14 protein-coding genes are annotated in these 18,012 nt (G+C 41.0%); 11 read left to right on the top strand and 3 right to left on the bottom strand.

Features of this window, described 5'->3' with window-relative positions; genetic code table 11:
- The first annotated feature begins 25 nt into the window (after window positions 1–25).
- From leuB to I6N90_RS05990, 11 genes are all read left to right on the top strand, one after another.
- A complete protein-coding gene (leuB, locus tag I6N90_RS06040) occupies window positions 26–1,105 on the top strand; it encodes a 3-isopropylmalate dehydrogenase (RefSeq protein ID WP_197934557.1) in 1,080 nt (359 codons plus the stop codon).
- 177 nt (window positions 1,106–1,282) lie between these two features.
- Window positions 1,283–1,831 (top strand): peroxiredoxin, encoded by a 549-nt coding sequence (locus tag I6N90_RS06035; RefSeq protein WP_197934556.1) that lies wholly within the window; start codon window positions 1,283–1,285, stop codon window positions 1,829–1,831.
- A gap of 243 nt (window positions 1,832–2,074) precedes the next feature.
- Window positions 2,075–2,491 (top strand): hypothetical protein, encoded by a 417-nt coding sequence (locus I6N90_RS06030; RefSeq protein ID WP_197934555.1) that lies wholly within the window; start codon window positions 2,075–2,077, stop codon window positions 2,489–2,491.
- A 47-nt stretch (window positions 2,492–2,538) separates the two neighbouring features.
- Window positions 2,539–3,444 carry an RNA polymerase sigma factor SigI gene (gene sigI, locus I6N90_RS06025; protein WP_232242553.1) on the top strand — a complete coding sequence of 302 codons (906 nt, stop codon included), beginning with the start codon at window positions 2,539–2,541 and terminating at the stop codon, window positions 3,442–3,444.
- Complete coding sequence (locus tag I6N90_RS06020) at window positions 3,441–4,952, top strand: anti-sigma-I factor RsgI family protein (RefSeq protein ID WP_197934554.1); 1,512 nt, start codon at window positions 3,441–3,443, stop codon at window positions 4,950–4,952. Before sigI ends, I6N90_RS06020 begins: the two co-directional genes overlap by 4 nt.
- A 221-nt stretch (window positions 4,953–5,173) precedes the next feature.
- Window positions 5,174–6,568, top strand: a complete 1,395-nt coding sequence (locus tag I6N90_RS06015) for an ATP-binding protein (protein WP_197934553.1) — start codon at window positions 5,174–5,176, stop codon at window positions 6,566–6,568.
- A gap of 68 nt (window positions 6,569–6,636) precedes the next feature.
- Entirely contained in the window at window positions 6,637–8,163 is a 1,527-nt protein-coding gene (locus I6N90_RS06010) for a leucyl aminopeptidase (protein WP_197934552.1), read from the top strand.
- A 35-nt stretch (window positions 8,164–8,198) separates the two neighbouring features.
- On the top strand, window positions 8,199–8,906 hold the full coding sequence (locus I6N90_RS06005) for a DNA alkylation repair protein (RefSeq protein WP_197934551.1): 708 nt from the start codon (window positions 8,199–8,201) through the stop codon (window positions 8,904–8,906).
- Between the two features lie 246 nt (window positions 8,907–9,152).
- Window positions 9,153–12,068 (top strand): 2-oxoglutarate dehydrogenase E1 component, encoded by a 2,916-nt coding sequence (locus I6N90_RS06000; protein ID WP_197934550.1) that lies wholly within the window; start codon window positions 9,153–9,155, stop codon window positions 12,066–12,068.
- A gap of 5 nt (window positions 12,069–12,073) precedes the next feature.
- The gene (odhB, locus tag I6N90_RS05995; RefSeq protein ID WP_197934549.1) at window positions 12,074–13,342 is read left to right on the top strand and encodes a 2-oxoglutarate dehydrogenase complex dihydrolipoyllysine-residue succinyltransferase; all 1,269 of its coding nucleotides are present in this window, start codon (window positions 12,074–12,076) and stop codon (window positions 13,340–13,342) included.
- 208 nt (window positions 13,343–13,550) lie between these two features.
- Window positions 13,551–15,374 carry a PAS domain S-box protein gene (locus I6N90_RS05990; protein WP_197934548.1) on the top strand — a complete coding sequence of 608 codons (1,824 nt, stop codon included), beginning with the start codon at window positions 13,551–13,553 and terminating at the stop codon, window positions 15,372–15,374.
- Here the strand turns inward: I6N90_RS05990 and I6N90_RS05985 are convergent.
- The 3 genes from I6N90_RS05985 to I6N90_RS05975 form a co-directional block, all read right to left on the bottom strand.
- Complete coding sequence (locus tag I6N90_RS05985; protein ID WP_197934547.1) at window positions 15,326–16,156, bottom strand: hypothetical protein; 831 nt, start codon at window positions 16,154–16,156, stop codon at window positions 15,326–15,328. The two genes, I6N90_RS05990 and I6N90_RS05985, sit on opposite strands and share 49 nt — an antisense overlap.
- A gap of 175 nt (window positions 16,157–16,331) precedes the next feature.
- Window positions 16,332–16,547 carry a hypothetical protein gene (locus tag I6N90_RS05980; protein WP_197934546.1) on the bottom strand — a complete coding sequence of 72 codons (216 nt, stop codon included), beginning with the start codon at window positions 16,545–16,547 and terminating at the stop codon, window positions 16,332–16,334.
- 57 nt (window positions 16,548–16,604) lie between these two features.
- Entirely contained in the window at window positions 16,605–17,846 is a 1,242-nt protein-coding gene (locus I6N90_RS05975; RefSeq protein ID WP_197934545.1) for an aspartate aminotransferase family protein, read from the bottom strand.
- Window positions 17,847–18,012: the final 166 nt, after the last annotated feature.

The following is an 18,012-nucleotide window of genomic DNA, read 5'->3' as shown; positions in this document are numbered from 1 at the left end:
TGATATAGAGGAGTGTTAAAATAATATGACAGACGTAAAAAAAATCGCCGTTCTTGGCGGCGACGGAATCGGACCTGAGGTTGTCGGAGAAGCACTAAAAGTATTAAAAAGAACGGAAGAATTGTTCGGATATCAATTCGAAACGGCAGATGGACTGTTCGGCGGTATCGCAATTGACGAGAAAGGAACGCCACTTCCGCAAGAAACACTTGAGCTTTGTCAAGGTGCTGATGCTGTATTGTTAGGAGCTGTTGGTGGACCGAAATGGGACAACAACTCCAAAGAGCTTCGCCCTGAAACAGGTCTATTAGGCATTCGGAAGGCACTTGGCTTGTTCTCAAATATTCGTCCTGCAACGGTGTTCGATTGCTTGAAAGAAGCGTCAACGCTTAAGCCTGAAGTACTCGAAGGAACGGATCTTATCGTAGTGCGCGAGCTTACTGGCGGCATTTACTTCGGGGAGAAATTCCGTCGCGAAGGTGCAAATGGCGAAGAAGCAGTTGATACATGTGTTTACAATGTAAATGAAGTTGAGCGTATTGCACGTCAAGCATTTGATATTGCAATGACACGTGATAAACGTCTAGCATCCGTTGACAAAGCAAACGTACTTGAAACTTCTCGTCTATGGCGCGAAGTAGTAAATCGGATTGCTGTGGAATATCCAGAAGTAGAGCTAGAGCATATTTTGGTAGACAACTGTGCGATGCAATTGCTTCGTCGTCCATCTAGCTTTGATGTTATCGTCACAGAAAACATGTTTGGTGACATCCTAAGTGACGAAGCGGCAATGTTAACAGGTTCCATTGGTATGTTGTCTTCAGCATCGCTTGGTGAAGGAAGTTTCGGATTGTACGAGCCGGTACATGGTTCCGCTCCAGACATCGCTGGCCAAGGTATCTCGAATCCAATCGCTACAATCTTGTCAGTCGCACTTATGTTCCGTCTAACTTTCGGATACCATGATGCGGCAAAATCGATTGAAGATGCGGTTAAAGAAACGCTTGATGCAGGTCACCGTACAGGCGATATCGCAGTCGATAAGAGTAAGGCGATTGGAACAACTGCAATGGGCGATCTCATCGTAGCTGCAATGAAAAAATAGTAGTAATCTGTAAAAAAGAAGATCACTATCTACCATTTTAATTGAAATCATTATAATTTGATAAAAGCTACAACATTGACTTTATTTTACAGGAATGATAATATTCTTTAGTAGAGTCGCACCTATGATTTGAATTTCACTATACATTTTTTGGATAGAAAAAGGAGGATTTTGAACATGGCAGAACGTTTAGTAGGTCGTCCGGCACCAGATTTTACTATGGAAACAGCAACGGGAAATGGACAAGATTTTGGATCAGCTTCTCTTGCAGATTACAAAGGGAAATGGTTGGTATTGTTTTTCTACCCACTAGATTTCACATTTGTTTGCCCAACTGAAATAACAGCACTTAGTGCAGCTGCAGAAGAGTTCAAAGGCCTCAATACTGAAATTCTAGGTGTAAGTGTTGACAGTAAACATAGTCATCGTGCTTGGATCAATACTCCAGTTAACGATAATGGACTTGGTCAGTTGAACTTCCCACTTGCTGCTGATCTCACGAAGAGTGTTGCTCGTGACTACGGCGTTTTAATCGAAGAAGAAGGTATCGCGCTTCGCGGCCTATTCATCATCGATCCAGAAGGCGAAGTGAAATACCAAGTAGTTAACCATAACAATGTTGGCCGCAGTGTTGAAGAAACACATCGTGTATTGCAAGCATTGCAATCCGGTGGACTTTGCCCAATTAACTGGAAGCCAGGTCAAGGTCACTTAGTTGCAAAATAATTAACGACAAACTAACATAATTTTCAATAATAAAGAGGGACATGCTAGTCATTTTCGAATGACAGAGCACGTCCTTTTTTGCATTTTCACCAAAAAACGACAATTAATAAATCTTAATAAATGGAAGTGATGCAGGAATTTCCTGTTATAATAGCGAATACATAATAAATTAAGACTATACTTACGGATCGTTTGTTTCGAGCAAACTTAAGCGAATGCTTATAAAGTAAGGAGAGTGTCTACATGAGCTTTTGTTGTGGAGCCAGTATGATTGGAACAAGAGGGACGCTAAAACATTTCCGCACACATATTCATAATGTGCCTATCCTGTTTTGTCCGGTCTGTCATCGTGTAGATGTTCATTATTTGGCTCAACATGAGTATGATATTTTAGCTGAATATGCTCATGGAGACGGTGCGGCTGAAGTGGATTTTGTAGATTATGTGGAGCAAGAAGAGCAGGTGCTTCTAGAGAACTGCGTTAATCATGAAAATGAAGAGCCTATTGAAGTCGTGCGAAGTCAGATTGATATGGGGCTTGACCTATTGGGTTTTGCTAAACAAATTGACGATAAGGATTGGCAACTTGTTCTTAAAAAGCGGCTAGGTATTCTCAATAGTAGGCGAAACAAGCTTATGCGTGGTCGTTCTTCAGTATAACAATATGGGAATTTATTTTGCCTCCCTCGTGGAGGCTTTTCTGTTTTTTGTTTGAAAATAATTATGAACATATTTTAATATATACCCCCGGAAATGGGGATGTAGTATACGAAATTATTAGTAGCGAGGTGGAGCAGTTGTTGCTTATGCTATTTAAGCGGTTTCTGAAGAGATCGGTTCCGAGTGGGACTGAGTCTTCCGAGCTTAAGTTAGAGCCAGAGCAGTATATTCTTAAGATTAGGCAAGGCGAAGAGCATTTGCGTGAGCAATTTATCGCTGAGTATTATCCATACATTGCAAAAGTTACAAGCGGATTTAGTAAGAGGTATATCGAGCCAGGACGTGACGATGAGTTTAGTATAGCTTTGCTTGCTTTTAATGAAGCCATTAATCACTTTGACAGTGATGCAGGAAAGTCATTCCTTGGATTTGCGAAAACCGTCATACAACGTCGGCTTATTGACTATGTCCGAAAAGAAGAAAGGCATTTGAAGGCTGTCCCTTACAGTATGTTTGATTCAGAGGCTGAGGATCAGTCTATTTACAATGAGCTTGATACTAAACAAGCGATGGCTATACATGAAACAAACCAAACGGATAACGACAGAAGGCTGGAAATTGGTGAACTTAGTCAGGAGCTCGAGCAATATGGAATAACTTTTGCTGAGCTAGTTGAACTTTCTCCCAAACATTCTGATTCCCGCATTATGCTCATTGGGATTGCTAAGAAGTTAGCAGATGATGTTGAACTTATGGAAGTACTTAGACAATCGAACAGAATGCCAATAAAGGAGCTTATTCTTGCGTGTGCAGTTTCTAGAAAAACGATTGAACGTAATCGGAAATATATTATTGCAATTGCTATTATTTTGTCGGGTACATATCCCTTTATGAACGACTATTTACGAATTAGAAGTGATGAAACGATAAGCAGCAGGGAGGTGAGCAAATGAAGCGTGGAGTTATAGTCAGTATCGATACTAAACATGCAGTTGTAATGACGCAAGACGGTCAATTTGTTCGTGCTCCCCTTCAAGGCTCACCTCAAATCGGCGAAGAAATTACCTTTGAAGAAGAACATCTTAGACCAAGGCGTATAAATCGTACGATTTACCGTTACGCTGGAGCTGCAGCTATGTTCTGCCTTTTGCTTTTTGCTGGACTCGCTTATTCTCTACAAGGTACAAATCCTGTCGTTGCTTATCTCACTATGGATATTAATCCAAGCATAGAAATTGGTGTGGACAAAAGGGAAAAGGTTCGGGAACTTCGTGCTTTAAATAAAGACGGTGAAAAAATTATTGAAGGCCTCTCTTACAAGGGAAAGAAAGTAGATAAGGTCGCTGCGTCTATTTTAGAGGAGGCCAGTAAAGCCCATTATTTAGATTCCTCTCATAAAGATATTTTTATAACGAGCATGTTGTTAGATGGGCAAAAGAAGCTGGACTTAGATTTTGAGTCTGTGATGACAAAGAAACTAGATCGTAAACTTCAAAATTGGCTGACAGAACATGCCTCAACAACAAAAAATGTATCGATTACGACATTGTCCATTCCTGCGGAAATGCGAGCAGAAGCGGACGCTAATGGAATATCAGCAGGCAAATTGGCCGCTTATTTAGTTGCGAAAAGTGAAGGATATGATCTAACGCTGGATAAAGTAAAAGATCAATCTATTGATTCCATTATGAAGCCCGTTGGTGGCGTTGAAAAAATTGTCGAAAGCAAAGATGGTTCTTCAACTAAGCAAAAGTTACAGCAATTACTTGCAAAAGAGATGGAAGAGAGAGGGGAAGAAAAGCCGAAGCCAACGAGTTCAGTTGGGGATGGGAGTACAGAGCAACCGACTAAAAATCCAACCTTACCTCCAACTATGAATCCGACTTTGAAGCCAAAACCGACTCAGAAGCCAACATCAAAACCGAGCAAACATCAAGGTAAAGATGATCGAAACGACGACGATGACGACGAGAATGACAATGATGATAACGACGATGATGATCGAGATGACAATGATGATAACGACGAAGATGATCATAACAACGATAGAGATAGGGATTGGCACAAAGAAATAGATGGAGGCAAAGGCAAGGACAGAGATAAAGATAAGGAGAAACAAAATAAGCCGGTTATGCCTACTGCGAAACCGAAAGATTGGTCGAAAGAGACTAAAGATGACGATGACCGAGATGAAGATCGAGACAATGAACGTGACGATGACCGAGATGATGATCATGATGACGATGATCGTGAAAATGAAACAAAAAATGATAATGATCGCGGTGGTAATCGTGGCGATAGTGAACGTAATGATGATCAAGACGATGATGATAATCATGAACGCGATGAAGAACACAAGGATCGAGAATCTGATGGCGATGATGAACGAGAACATAGCCGAAACGACGAACGAGAACATGATCAAAAAGGTAACGATAACGAGGATGATGACGATAATTAACGTGAGCGAGATTAAGATTAACATCTTGAGACAGTCTCTAAGTCCTATAAAATGACGACAATTAGCGTCAAAATATGTTCTTAAAAACGAATCTTTTCGACTATGAAGATCGTATATTTCGACAGGATTTCCGATTGACAGCCTTTGTAAACTAAACCTATGATTAGTGAAGAGTGAAATTTATTTCATTATCTATAGTGTTTGCCGGGGAGGAATAGTAGATGCAAGCCATTCGAAAGCGTTATTTCCCGGCGCTTGCCGAATATATACGGGGCGGTAAGGAAGCATCGCTTATTCATGCAAATGAACTGGGGAAACAACTATACGGGCTTAATTACGAAGAGATTATCGCCATTCATGAAGAATGCATACAAGCATTAGCTGCCAATGTTGAAACAAAAGATGCCATTCAACTATACCATCGCTCATTTGTATTTTTGATGGAGTTGATGGTCGCTACTCGTTTCAAGTTAGAAGTTGATTCTGCTGGAGATATTGTAGAGTTACCGGTTGATCAGAAGATCTCGGAAATTCGTGAGAAGTTAGTACGTTCCAATCGGTCTTTTGAAGAAGAAAAAAATAAATATGAAAATGTATTACAACATTTGGATAGTGGAATTGCATTATTTGATAGTGACGGAATTTTAGTATTTATTAATTTGCAAATGGCTAAGTTTTTTGATATTCCAAGAAAGACACTTGCAGGGCGCAATATTAGACAAATCTTGCGTCATAGTAAGTTGAATATTCAGACGAGGCGTACGATCTTAAGACTGTATCGCGAAATTTTTATGAAGAGAAACCGTTACTATGAGTTTCAGCATAAAGACGGGAAACATCTATTAGCAACGGTCACCTATGGAGATCAGTTAAATGGTGATTTTCTGTTCAGCATAAAAGATGTTTCAGAGTATAAGCAAATCGAACAAAGTGCGATGCAAAATGATAAACTCGCTATGCTTGGGAAGATCGCGGCAGCGATCGCTCATGAAATTCGTAATCCGCTCACTAGCATTCGAGGTTTTATTCAATTATTACAGCCTTATTTGCTCGAAGTTGGCAAAGAAGAATATGCACGTATTATTTTGACGGAAATAGATAGGGCTAACGACATTATTTATGAGTTTCTTAATTCGTCGAAACCATCTGCTCCAATGAAACAATCCACATCAATTGAGCTTCTTATTCGGGAAGTTGTTATGCTGACAGAAAGTGAGGCACTACTACGGAATTGCGAGATTTCAATGGAATCGTATCATTCCGAAGCTACTGTCTCTATCGATATTAAACAAGTGAAGCAAGTTATTCTTAACATAGTAAAAAACTCTCTGGATGCGGTCGAAGAGGTTCAGACTGAGCGTAGAGGTCGAATTGATATTATTTTGACGATCAATGGACAATATGCTGAAATAACCATTGCAGATAATGGCAAAGGTATGGACAAAACGACAAAAGGTAAACTGTTTGATCCTTTTTTTACAACAAAGCAAGAAGGTACTGGACTTGGATTGTCAGTTAGTTACCGTATTATTCGAAATCATGGTGGGACGATTAGTGTGAACAGTGATGTAGGAAGCGGTACTAAATTTATCATCTATTTGCCATTAGCAGAATAAAGGTTTAGAATCGAATCGGGGTCTATTTCCCCGATTTTTTTTCATATGCAGAAAGCGAGGGATGAAGGATGGCAACATCATTTACATACGGGGCGAGAAGTGGCGGGCAACTACCAGAAGCGCTTGTGAGATTCATTACGGAGGAACAATTAAAGGGATTTGGCGATCCAGCAAACGTCATTATACATCCTGAAATTGATGCAAGACTTAAAAAAGGGTATGACAAAGAAGTGTTTCAAGCAAAACCGAAGCAAACAGAAATAGTGTCTACGCTGGGACTATTTGAACTTCCATACATTGTGTTTGTTGGTTATGAAGATGGTTCGGGATTAGATGGGATTAGAAGGGCGGCTGCAGCTGCAGCTAAAGCTCTAAAAAGCATTCGTGTAAAACATGCAGAAGTACTTCTGCAATCTACGATCCTAAATGTTGCTATTACAGAAAAAGGTGCAGATGCAGTAGCACAAGCGTTGACAGAAGGGTTAGTACTTGCACTTCATGATAGAAAACCTCTTAAGAAGGATCAAACGGATCGTTTTGCGCTTGAGGAAATCACTTTCAAACCAGAAGCAGGATTCGACGAGAAGCACGGTAATAAACAAGTTTGGGAACTGGGAATTAATCGTGGCAAGATCATAACAGATGGAGTAGGATATGCACGTGATTTGACGAACTTACCGGGTAATGATCTTACGCCAGAGCGTCTAGCTTTTCATGCAGAAGAACTTGCAAATTCACTTGATTTGGAAATAGAAGTTATTGATGAGTGGACTGCAACTGAGCAAAGAATGGGTGGTTTACTTAGTGTCGGTCAAGGTAGTATTAATCCACCAAGAATGATTGTTATCCATTATAAAGGTGCTTCTGATTCGTCAGAAACGTTAGGTTTAATCGGTAAAGGAATTACGTTTGATACAGGTGGTATTTCGCTTAAAAAAGCTCCAGGAATGGAAGAAATGATATCCGATATGGGTGGTGCTGCTGCAGTACTTGGTGCTGTAAAAGCACTTGCTGAGCTTAAAGCAGAGGTTAATATTGTTGCGGTTATACCTACTGCGGAAAACATGCCTTCTGATCGAGCATTTAAGCCGGGTGATGTTATTCGTACGATGAGCGGCTATACGGTAGAAATCGTTAATACAGATGCTGAGGGCAGACTTGTTCTGGCTGACGGGTTAACTACTGCTATTCGCAGAGGTGCAACGAAGTTAATCGATGTAGCTACATTGACTGGTGCAGTAATGGTGGCGCTTGGTTATGAGGCGACTGGTGCAGTTACAAATAATGATTCGCTTATGGAAGAAGTGAAACGTGCTTCTGAGCAAACAGGGGAGCGCGTGTGGCAGTTGCCAGCGTATGCAGAATTTAAAAATAATCTTAAAAGTGATGCTGCTGATTTGAAAAATAGCGGCAGTAGATACGGCGGAGCAAGTGCAGGGGGCTTATTTATCGGCCATTTCGCAGAGGGTCTGCCTTGGGTACATTTAGATATTGGCGGTACTGCATGGCTCGAAGCTTCGCGAGGCTGGGAGCCAAAAGGTGCAACGGGTGTTATGGTAAGAACGTTGGTTGAACTAGCTAGTACAAAAAAGTAAGAAATATAACCAGTTTGGCTAGTGGAGGAATTGTTGTGACATACGATGAAATCATGCATGAGCTAGAGCGACTGGGTACGGAGCAGACGAAAGGTACTTTTTTGAGGCACGGTGCAATGGAGCCTTTATTTGGAGTCAAAATTGGGGATCTTAAAAAACTAGTGAAATACGTAAAAAAGGATCAGGAACTTGCAGAACGTCTCTATGCCTCTGGTAACTCTGATGCGATGTATTTAGCTGGTATTAGTATTAATCCAAAGTTGACTTCAAAAGAACTTCTACAGCAATGGGTAGAGGAGGCCTATTGGTATTCACTCGCTGAATACACAGTGTCAGGCGTAGCTGCTGAAAGTCCATTTGCTAGGGAGCTGGCACTTGAATGGATCGATTGTCCAAAAGAGATGGTTGCTACTTGTGGATGGAGTACTTACACGGGTTATATATCTATTACAGCAGATGATAGGCTGGAGATGGCAGAAATCCGGAGCTTACTTGAGCGCATCAAAAGAGATATTCATCGCGAGCAGAATCGTGTTAGATACACGATGAATAGTTTTGTTATGACAGTTGGCATCTATGTTTTAGAACTGCAAGAGGAAGCAAAAGCAGTTGCAGAGCATATTGGCAAAGTGAACGTTGATGTCGGAAACACAGCATGCAAAGTACCGCTAGCACTGGATTATATTAATAAAGCAGAAGCTATGGGGAAAACGGGTACAAAGAAAAAAACATGTATCTGTTAACACTTTTCATAACAACTATATCATTTTTGCTATTGATGCTATAAATCGATGAAACCGATGCCAATATGATTATGGTTGGCAAGCGGTTAATGTAATAAAATATGAAGAAGCTACGCAACTGCATTAATCGTAGTTGATGAGCTTCTTCTTTTTCTACGGAAAGAGAAGGCTAGGCGGATATGTATGGAAATAGCCGCCATAGAAAATAATAGGATGGTTATGAATAGAGAGGGTGGAATTTCTGCAATGAGCATCCATGATGAGCGCAACTCTTCGCCTTGGAAAAGCTACTATGGTCCCAATCTTGGTTATGTCCAGGAGCAATACGAACTGTTCCTGAATGATCCGAATGCTGTTGAAGCTTCGGTTCGCGAAATGTTTGTCCAATGGGGGGCACCACCTTCCACGGCTGTTCAAGCAACAGTGGCAACTGCGCCGGTAACAAATGCCGGAACTGTACAATCGGGTACTGCAGCTACTAATGGTCCAATTGACAGCAATATGTTGAAGAAGGTCGTTGCCGCACATCAGCTCATGCTGAATATCCGCAGGTACGGCCATTTAGGTGCGGATATTAATCCGCTTGGAATTAGTCAGGTTGCGGATACGAAGTTGCTTGAACCAGAAACCTTCGGACTTACGAAGGAGGATCTTGCATCGATTCCAGCTTCTTTGATCTGGGATAACGCTCCTGAGACGCTTGCGAATGGATGGGAAGCAATTGTGCGACTCAGAGAAATTTATACCCGTTCGGCAGCATACGAATTTACACATATACATGATGAAAATGAACGTAATTGGCTTAATAAGCAAGCTGAATCGGGATCATTCCCGGCTCCATTATCCGCAAGAGAAAGAGAAGCTTTACTTGAGCGCTTAATGCAAGTTGAGCAATTCGAAAATTTCATTCACAAAACATTTGTTGGTCAGAAACGATTCTCCATTGAAGGCGTTGACATGTTGGTACCGGTACTGGACGAGATCGTTCGCGCGGTAGCGCATGACGGAGCTCATCACATTTTGATGGGTATGGCGCATCGTGGACGATTGAATGTACTTACTCACGTACTTGGGAAACCATACGAGAAAATTTTCTCTGAATTCCACCATTCCCCTAACAAGGAACTTATTCCTTCTGAAGGATCGATGGGAATTAACTATGGTTGGACAGGTGACGTAAAGTACCACTTAGGTGCTGATCGCGCAGTAATTGAAGGGGAAACAGTTCGTGCAAAATTGACTTTAGCGAACAACCCAAGCCATCTAGAATTTGTTAATCCAGTAGTTGAAGGCTTCACTCGTGCAGCACAAGAAGATCGCAGCAAACCAGGCTTCCCTGTACAGGATCAGCATGGTGCAGTAACGATCTGTGTTCATGGTGATGCAGCATTTATTGGTGAAGGCATTGTTGCAGAAACATTAAACTTTAACAACTTACAGGGCTACCGTAACGGTGGAACTATTCATATTATTGCAAACAACCGTCTTGGTTTCACAACAAACAGCGTTGACTCTCGTTCGACTCACTATGCCAGCGACTTGGCAAAAGGATTCGATATTCCGATTGTTCACGTTAATGCAGATGAACCAGAAGCTTGTCTTGCAGCAGTACGTTTGGCGTGCGAGTATCGTCTGCGTTTCAACAAAGGTTTCGTTATCGATCTAATTGGCTACCGTCGTTACGGTCACAACGAAATGGATGATCCAGAAGTAACTCAACCGCTAATCTACTCAAAAGTACGTAATCATCCTACAGTAAGCGTGCTTTATAGCAATCATTTAAAAGCTGAGCAAGCAGTAACGGAAGCGCAAGTTGAAGAGCTTCGTGCTAAGACTGCGGCAACACTACAAGCTGCTTATGACTCTATGAAAGCTAATGAAGGAAAACCGAAAGCAAAAGTAGTACAAGAGACAGGTGTAATCGTACCTGAAGATGTGCGCACTGCGGTTCCTTTAGAAGAACTGAAAGAGATCAATCTTGAGTTACTTAATCGTCCTGAAAGTTTCACAGAATATACGAAGCTACAACGTATTCTTCAACGTCGTGCTACAGGATTAAACGATGGAGAAAAACTTGATTGGGCACATGCTGAGGCATTGGCATTCGCAACGATACTTGCTGACGGAACGCCGATTCGTTTGAGTGGTCAAGACTCTGAGCGTGGAACGTTCGCTCACCGTCATATTATGCTTAACGATAACGCTTCTGCGGAGAAGTTCTCTCCATTGCATATGCTTCCACAAGCGAAGGCATCATTTGCGGTTCATAACAGCCCGTTGTCAGAAACAGCTGTTTTAGGATTCGAATATGGTTACAACGTATTTGCACCTGAAACGTTTGTTATCTGGGAAGCACAGTATGGCGATTTCGCAAACGTAGCTCAAGTTATTTTTGACCAATTTATTTCCGCAGGCCGTGCAAAATGGTCTCAGAAATCTGGTATCGCAATCTTGCTTCCGCATGGTTACGAAGGTCAAGGTCCAGAGCATTCCAGCGCTCGTCTAGAACGTTTCTTGCAACTTTCTGCTGATAACAACTGGACAGTTGCTAACTTAACGACATCTGCACAATACTTCCACTTGCTTCGTAAGCAAGCGGCAATGCTTGGTGCTGAAAATGTTCGTCCACTCGTATTGATGGCACCTAAAAGTTTGATTCGTAACCCTCGTGTTGCGTCGCACGGCGTTGAGCTTAGCGAAGGTTCCTTCAAGCCAGTACTTCCTCAGTTTAATTTGTCGGAAGCAAAAGCGGCTAAAGATAAGGTGAAACGCCTTGTTCTTGGTACTGGTAAAGTGATGGTTGATTTGGAAGAAGCAATGTCTTCCGCAAGTGTTGATGAATATGCATGGTTACGCGTTGCTCGTGTAGAGCAGCTTTACCCGTTGCCACAAGCTGAGCTTGAGCGCATTATAAGCCAATTCAATAAGCTAGAAGAAATAGTTTGGGTACAAGAAGAACCGAAAAACATGGGCTCCTGGTCTTATATGGAACCGCGCCTTCGCGCTCTAGCGCCAGGTAAAGTACAAGTTCGCTACATCGGCCGTCAAGATCGTTCCAGCACGGCAAGCGGACATCAGGAAGTTCACGCAGCAGAACAACAATCTATTATTTCTTCCGCTTTGAATGGTCAACCATTCGAATCGAGTTTGGTAAGGGGGTAACTACAATGGCAGAAATTATTGTACCAGAACTGGGAGAATCTATATCCGAGGGAACAATTACAAAGTGGTTCGTAAAGGAAGGCGACACTGTTAATCAAGGTGATGTACTTCTTGAACTTGAAACGGATAAAGTAAATATCGAGATTAGTGCTGATAACAGCGGTGTTGTTTCCAGCATTGCTAAAAAAGACGGTGAGGTAGTACTAGTTGGCGAGGCGATCGGTTCGATCGGCGCGTCAACTGGTGCCCCTGCCGCTCCAGTAGCTCCAGTAGCTGCACCAGTAGTAGCTGAGCAACCAAAAGCAGCTACAGCTCCTGTTACAGCGGTAACAGCACCTACAGGAGTGGCAGTTTCTACAGCAGCTTCTGTGAATGCAACGCCTGCTGCTCGTAAGCTAGCTCGCGAGCAAGGCATTGACCTAACACAAGTACAAGGCAAAGATGGAATCGGCCGTATTTATCCGGATGATATTCGTTCGCATGGACAAGCTCCAGTTACTTCTGCAGCACCTGCGCCAACTGCACCGGCAGTATCAGCTGCACCAGCTGTTGCAAGTGCTGGTGGCAACGTTAAACCGACAGAGCGTAAACGTATGTCTCGCCGCCGGGTAACGATTGCTAATCGCCTTGTTGAAGCGCAACGTACTGCTGCTATGTTGACTACATTTAATGAAGTTGATATGACTGCAATTCTTGACCTTCGCAAACGTCGCAAACAAGCTTTCTTCGATAAAAACGAAGTGAACTTGGGCTTCATGTCCTTCTTCACAAAAGCTGTTGTAGGCGCATTGAAAGCATATCCGCTTCTGAATGCAGAAATTGACGGAGAAGACATCGTCGTTAAGAAATTCTACGATATCGGTATCGCTGTATCTGCTAAAGAAGGTCTAGTTGTACCAGTTGTTCGCGATGCAGATCGTCTAAGCTTCGGTGAGATCGAAAAAAATATTGGTGAATTGGCTAAAAAAGCTCGTAACAATACACTTGCACTAAGTGATCTACAAGGCGGAAGCTTCACGATCACAAATGGCGGCGTATTCGGATCCTTGTTGTCCACTCCAATACTTAACACACCACAGGTCGGCATACTGGGCATGCACAAAATTCAAATTCGCCCTGTTGCAATCGATGATGTGAATATGGAAAACCGTCCGATGATGTACATTGCATTGTCATACGACCACCGTATCGTTGATGGTAGTGAAGCTGTACGTTTCCTTGTAACAGTGAAGGAACTTTTGGAAGATCCAGAGCAACTACTACTACAAGGTTAATTTTATATGTTTTAGAATATGGCTATCATCGCAGATAAAACGATGATAGCTTCTTCTTTTTAAGCTACTGATTATTACTAGTTAATAATCAGTAGCTTTTTTTGGCATTTTTTTAAAAATTGTGCAGGAAGGGGGGTTACATCTGTGGAAAATTAATGAATATAAACGGCTCTATATGGAGACATAACGAAAGTGGTGGTTGCGACTTATGGATACTAATAAAGTATGGGAAGAGAACTATAGTAGACAAGAAAGTCCTGTTCAGTTTTTTCCAGATGCAGTACTTGTCCTATCTGAAAATAAGATCGTATTCGCCAATAGAGCAGCAATGAAAATGGTAGAGTCTGAAGACATAGGAGAGATTGTAGGGCAACCTATATCTCGTTTATTTCACTTCGATGTCATGCAGCAGTTTTCAGAAATGATTGATGTTTTCCTCGAAGATGAGAAGTTTTCAGATTATCTTTGTTGTAAGCTTCCCAAAAAAGATGGTCATGTGATCGATGTTGAAGTTCGTATTATTCGGATTTTATATCGAGGTAATCCGACGATTCAACTCGTAATACGTGAGATTTCTAATTGGAGCCGAATGAGAGATACGATAAACGAAAAAGATAGTTTATACAAAACATTAGTTGAAAGTGTCGTCGCTGGTGTTTTTGTGGAACAAGAAAAATATATTATTTATGCCAATCCTTTTTTGGAAAATATGTTTGGTTATCTACCTAATGAAATGATAGGACTTCATTTATACGACCTAGTAGACAAGGAAATGATTGAAGAAATAGAGAAGAATAATAATTTCTCAAGTGATGCTGTAGGGGGACAATATCCGTTTCAAATTAGGGGTTGGAAAAAGGATGGAAGTACAATTTATCTCGAAGGTAATAGTTCCTTAATTATTTTTAATGGTGCGTCTGCACTTCTTGGCACTGTGCAAAATGTTACGTTCAAATATGAACAGGAGCAGTTGCTCCGTAGCAATGCAAAACTATATCAGCGTATGATCATGTGTATACCAGAACCTATTATTATTAGTCATCATGAGGAAATCTTGTATCTGAATCAATATGCAATGGACATGTTCGAAGTAACGGATGCCAACTGTTTGATTGGAAAACCTTTTTTTGAATGTATCGTGGAGAGTGATCGTGAAATTATTGCAGCAGATATGTATCGAACGATTAGTGAAGATGAGCCATCGGCATTTCGCGAAGCGAACATAAATCTGCATTGTGGGAAACGGATTTCTGTAGAGATTTCGAATATTCGAATTGACAATTACATGGGGAAAAGTGTTGTTCTTAGTGTTATCAGAGATCTAACTGAAAGGAAACGTACGGAAGAGAGAGTTATCCGTTCCGAGAAGTTGTCTGTTATTGGGCAATTGGCCGCTGGTGTTGCACATGAAATTAGAAATCCGTTAACTTCGTTAAAAGGATTTACACAGCTCCTTAGGTCTAAGTATAGCGACCACATACACTATTTTAATATTATGGAAACTGAACTTGATCGCATTAACTTAATCGTAAATGAATTTATGACATTAGCGAAGCCGCATCTGGCGCCCTTCCAAGAAGGAAGTTTGGAGTCCATTTTGCAAAGTGTAATTTCGATATTAGATACGCAAGCGATTTTGTTGAATGTGGAAATTGAATATGAACAAGATGAGCTATTGCCTCCGATTTATTGCAACGAAAACCAATTGAAGCAGGTGTTTTTAAATATCATCAAAAATGCACTTGAAGCAATGCCGGATGGTGGGAAAGTTACAATCACAACAAGGCTACAAAAAACGAATCATGGCAATGTCATTCATATCAACATACAGGATCAAGGTCAAGGTATTCCAGAGGAGCTAATACATCGGATAGGTGAGCCGTTCGTTACGACGAAAGAAAAGGGAACTGGATTAGGTTTAATGATCAGTAACCAGATTATAGAGGCACACAACGGCTCCTTATATATTGATAGCAAAAGAAATCAAGGGACTTCTGTCGAAATATCACTTCCACTAATCGCTTTATATTGAGCTGTCATCACAGCATCTTTTATGACAAAGGAGTAGAACAATAACTCTAAGGTACGATATTCTGCATCGTAATGATTTCGATATGCGTTCATTTTAGATTCATATATAGCATGTAAATAATGATCTTGCTCTATAAGCATCTTCATTCTAGTCGCGGAGAACAAAATAAATAGCTCGAGTTGACCTATGTAATGGTATTTATCTGCGTTTTTTATATCTTGTCTTAATATAGATCCGATTTCACAAATCTTTACGATAAAATGATTTTTTGATGATTCTGAACAACGGAAATAATAATAGTTGTGATCTAGATCAATAAAGCGAACTTCTATATGTTCAAAAAAGACCTTAAGTAACCTAGTAGCGTAACGAATATGAGGTATCGTACCTTCAATATGGCAAACTAAACGGTAATGGATACTTTCTTTCATTATTGACCAGGGCTGTAAGTTTTGAGTGCCTAAAATGGCTGTGGAGAGGGAACATTTTTCTTGTTTTCCTTTTATCCAGTAGCTTTCTTTAAGCAGGCCGTTATTCATTTCATAAAAGAGACCATATTCAAATGCAAACTGACTATTAACGAATAAGGTGCATTTCCAGCTTGTATTCAATTGTTGTATATATTCCGTTAATGTAAGAGAGATATTTGGCAAAGTACTCGTTTCAAAATGAATATCTGTATATCCGAGGTTATCTAATACATCTAATACGAATGGCATCATAACATCTTGAATATGAGTAGATAGCGCTACTTGAAGCGAAGCGCTTGATAAAGGGGACATGGTTGATCCTCCTAAAATAGTGTAAGAAGTGAGTGTGTTTACTTCGACTCAATGTATGTAATGTTTAAAAGAGCTACTTTGTTGCACATGTGCTTGCTGTTCAAAGAAAATAGAGAACAAAAAAACGATCTTCCAAGTGGTTGTTATGATCTTGGAAGATCGTTTTTTTTGATTATTAAGTACGGAAAGCGCTGAACGTATATTTCAGCATTTGTGGACCTGCTATATTAGCAGCAATACAAAACCATTCAGAATGAATAATGATTTTACTAATGAGTAAAAAGGCAGTCCCACCAATCAACTCGAAAGCAATAAATTGTTTCCATTTCCAAGCGGGAATAACATAGACAGTGAAGCTTTCGCCTCCGCTATTCGATTGTAGTCGTTTCAACCTTAAGCCCTCCTGCCACATACACTTTACAATTGTAACTAGCGTATGCAGAGTGGCTTATCCAACATTCATAGTTAATTGCTGAAGTGATTCCTTTAATAGGTTAAGCATTTGATGAATATGAGACTGCTCTACGATAAGGGGTGGCATTAAACGAATGGTTGAAGAGCTGGATGCATTAATGAGTAGTCCCTTGCTCATACATAGAGCAGCAAGTGAAGGAGCCATCGCTTCTGGAAGATCAAAGGCGATAAGAAGTCCTTTACCGCGCACTTTTGTTATTGGAAACGTATGTGATAACTCATTAAGTGTCTCGATCAAGTAACTACCTTGACGATCAGCGTTAGCTGCAAGATCACGCTCAACTAATTCCTGCACGACAGCAAGGCCAGCTGCCATTGCAAGCGGTTGCCCCGTATATGTTCCGCCTTGGTCACCTGGTTGAAATAAGTCGTATTTGTTCGTTGTTAGCATCGCGGACAGCGGGAAGCCGCCGCCAATTCCTTTGCCAAGTGTCATAATATCAGGTTTTATTCCGTAATGCTGGTAGGCGAATAGTTTGCCGGTTCTGCCAAGTCCAGTTTGAACTTCGTCAATAATAAGAACAATGCCGTACATATCACATATTTTGCGAATGCCATAAAGATAAGCTTCACTCACTTCATGTACTCCGCCTTCACCTTGTACGAGCTCTAGCATAATGGCGCAAGTATTGTTCGTAACAGCAGCGAAACAAGCGTCGATATCGTTAATAGGAACATGGATAAAGCCATCTACTTTAGGAGCAAATAATTCCTTCCAATGTGGCTTTCCCGTTGCTGACATCATCGCTAAGCTGCGACCGTGGAAGCTGTTCGTAAGTGTAATAATTTCGTAGGCTCCATTCAGATGAAGAGCTCCATGTTTTCTAGCGAGCTTAATCGCACTTTCGTTCGCTTCAGCTCCAGTACTAGTAAAAAATACTTTATCCATATCACTGATCGAAGTCAGCAGTTCTGAAAATTCAATTTGTGGTTTGTTGTAAAAACCCGGACTAGCATGAACTAGTGTAGCTGCTTGCTTAGCAAGAGCTTGCTGAAGAACGGCTGGAGAATGACCAAGTGCAGTAACTGCCCATCCACCGATAAAGTCCAAATAGGTTTTACCTTCTGTATCGTGAAGCCACATACCTTCGCCGCTAGCCATTACAACATCCGGACGATTCGCAGTAAAAAGGACATGTTTTTCGGCTGCTTTTAGCAAGTGGGTAGTTTGGGTTTTTGTATTTAAATCGTGTTCCAACGAAGAGATGTTCAACATAGGTTAACCTCCGATCAATTTCTTACTACTGAATAAATATACAACAATAAGAATAAATATTCAATGTGCGTCTGTATTATTTTTTGCTTCTCATCAATATCGTGTTTCCATGGTGATAGAAATAAAAGAAGCGATGCAGTAATTCTGCATCGCTTCTGAACGTAGT

The sequence above is a fragment of the Paenibacillus sp. GSMTC-2017 genome, assembly GCF_016019935.1.
In the GTDB taxonomy this organism is placed as follows: domain Bacteria; phylum Bacillota; class Bacilli; order Paenibacillales; family Paenibacillaceae; genus Pristimantibacillus.
This window is presented reverse-complemented; position numbering and strand designations above follow the sequence as displayed.

Excerpts from the sequence above, each read along its gene's own strand:
- I6N90_RS06035 (WP_197934556.1), top strand. The coding sequence starts at position 1,283 with ATGGCAGAACGTTTAGTAGGTCGTCCGGCACCAGATTTTACTATGGAA.
- I6N90_RS06020 (WP_197934554.1), top strand. The coding sequence starts at position 3,441 with ATGAAGCGTGGAGTTATAGTCAGTATCGATACTAAACATGCAGTTGTA.
- I6N90_RS05975 (WP_197934545.1), bottom strand. The coding sequence starts at position 17,846 with ATGTTGAACATCTCTTCGTTGGAACACGATTTAAATACAAAAACCCAA.
- I6N90_RS06030 (WP_197934555.1), top strand. The coding sequence starts at position 2,075 with ATGAGCTTTTGTTGTGGAGCCAGTATGATTGGAACAAGAGGGACGCTA.
- odhB (WP_197934549.1), top strand. The coding sequence starts at position 12,074 with ATGGCAGAAATTATTGTACCAGAACTGGGAGAATCTATATCCGAGGGA.
- I6N90_RS06010 (WP_197934552.1), top strand. The coding sequence starts at position 6,637 with ATGGCAACATCATTTACATACGGGGCGAGAAGTGGCGGGCAACTACCA.
- leuB (WP_197934557.1), top strand. The coding sequence starts at position 26 with ATGACAGACGTAAAAAAAATCGCCGTTCTTGGCGGCGACGGAATCGGA.
- I6N90_RS06000 (WP_197934550.1), top strand. The coding sequence starts at position 9,153 with ATGAGCATCCATGATGAGCGCAACTCTTCGCCTTGGAAAAGCTACTAT.
- I6N90_RS05990 (WP_197934548.1), top strand. The coding sequence starts at position 13,551 with ATGGATACTAATAAAGTATGGGAAGAGAACTATAGTAGACAAGAAAGT.
- I6N90_RS06015 (WP_197934553.1), top strand. The coding sequence starts at position 5,174 with ATGCAAGCCATTCGAAAGCGTTATTTCCCGGCGCTTGCCGAATATATA.
- I6N90_RS05985 (WP_197934547.1), bottom strand. The coding sequence starts at position 16,156 with ATGTCCCCTTTATCAAGCGCTTCGCTTCAAGTAGCGCTATCTACTCAT.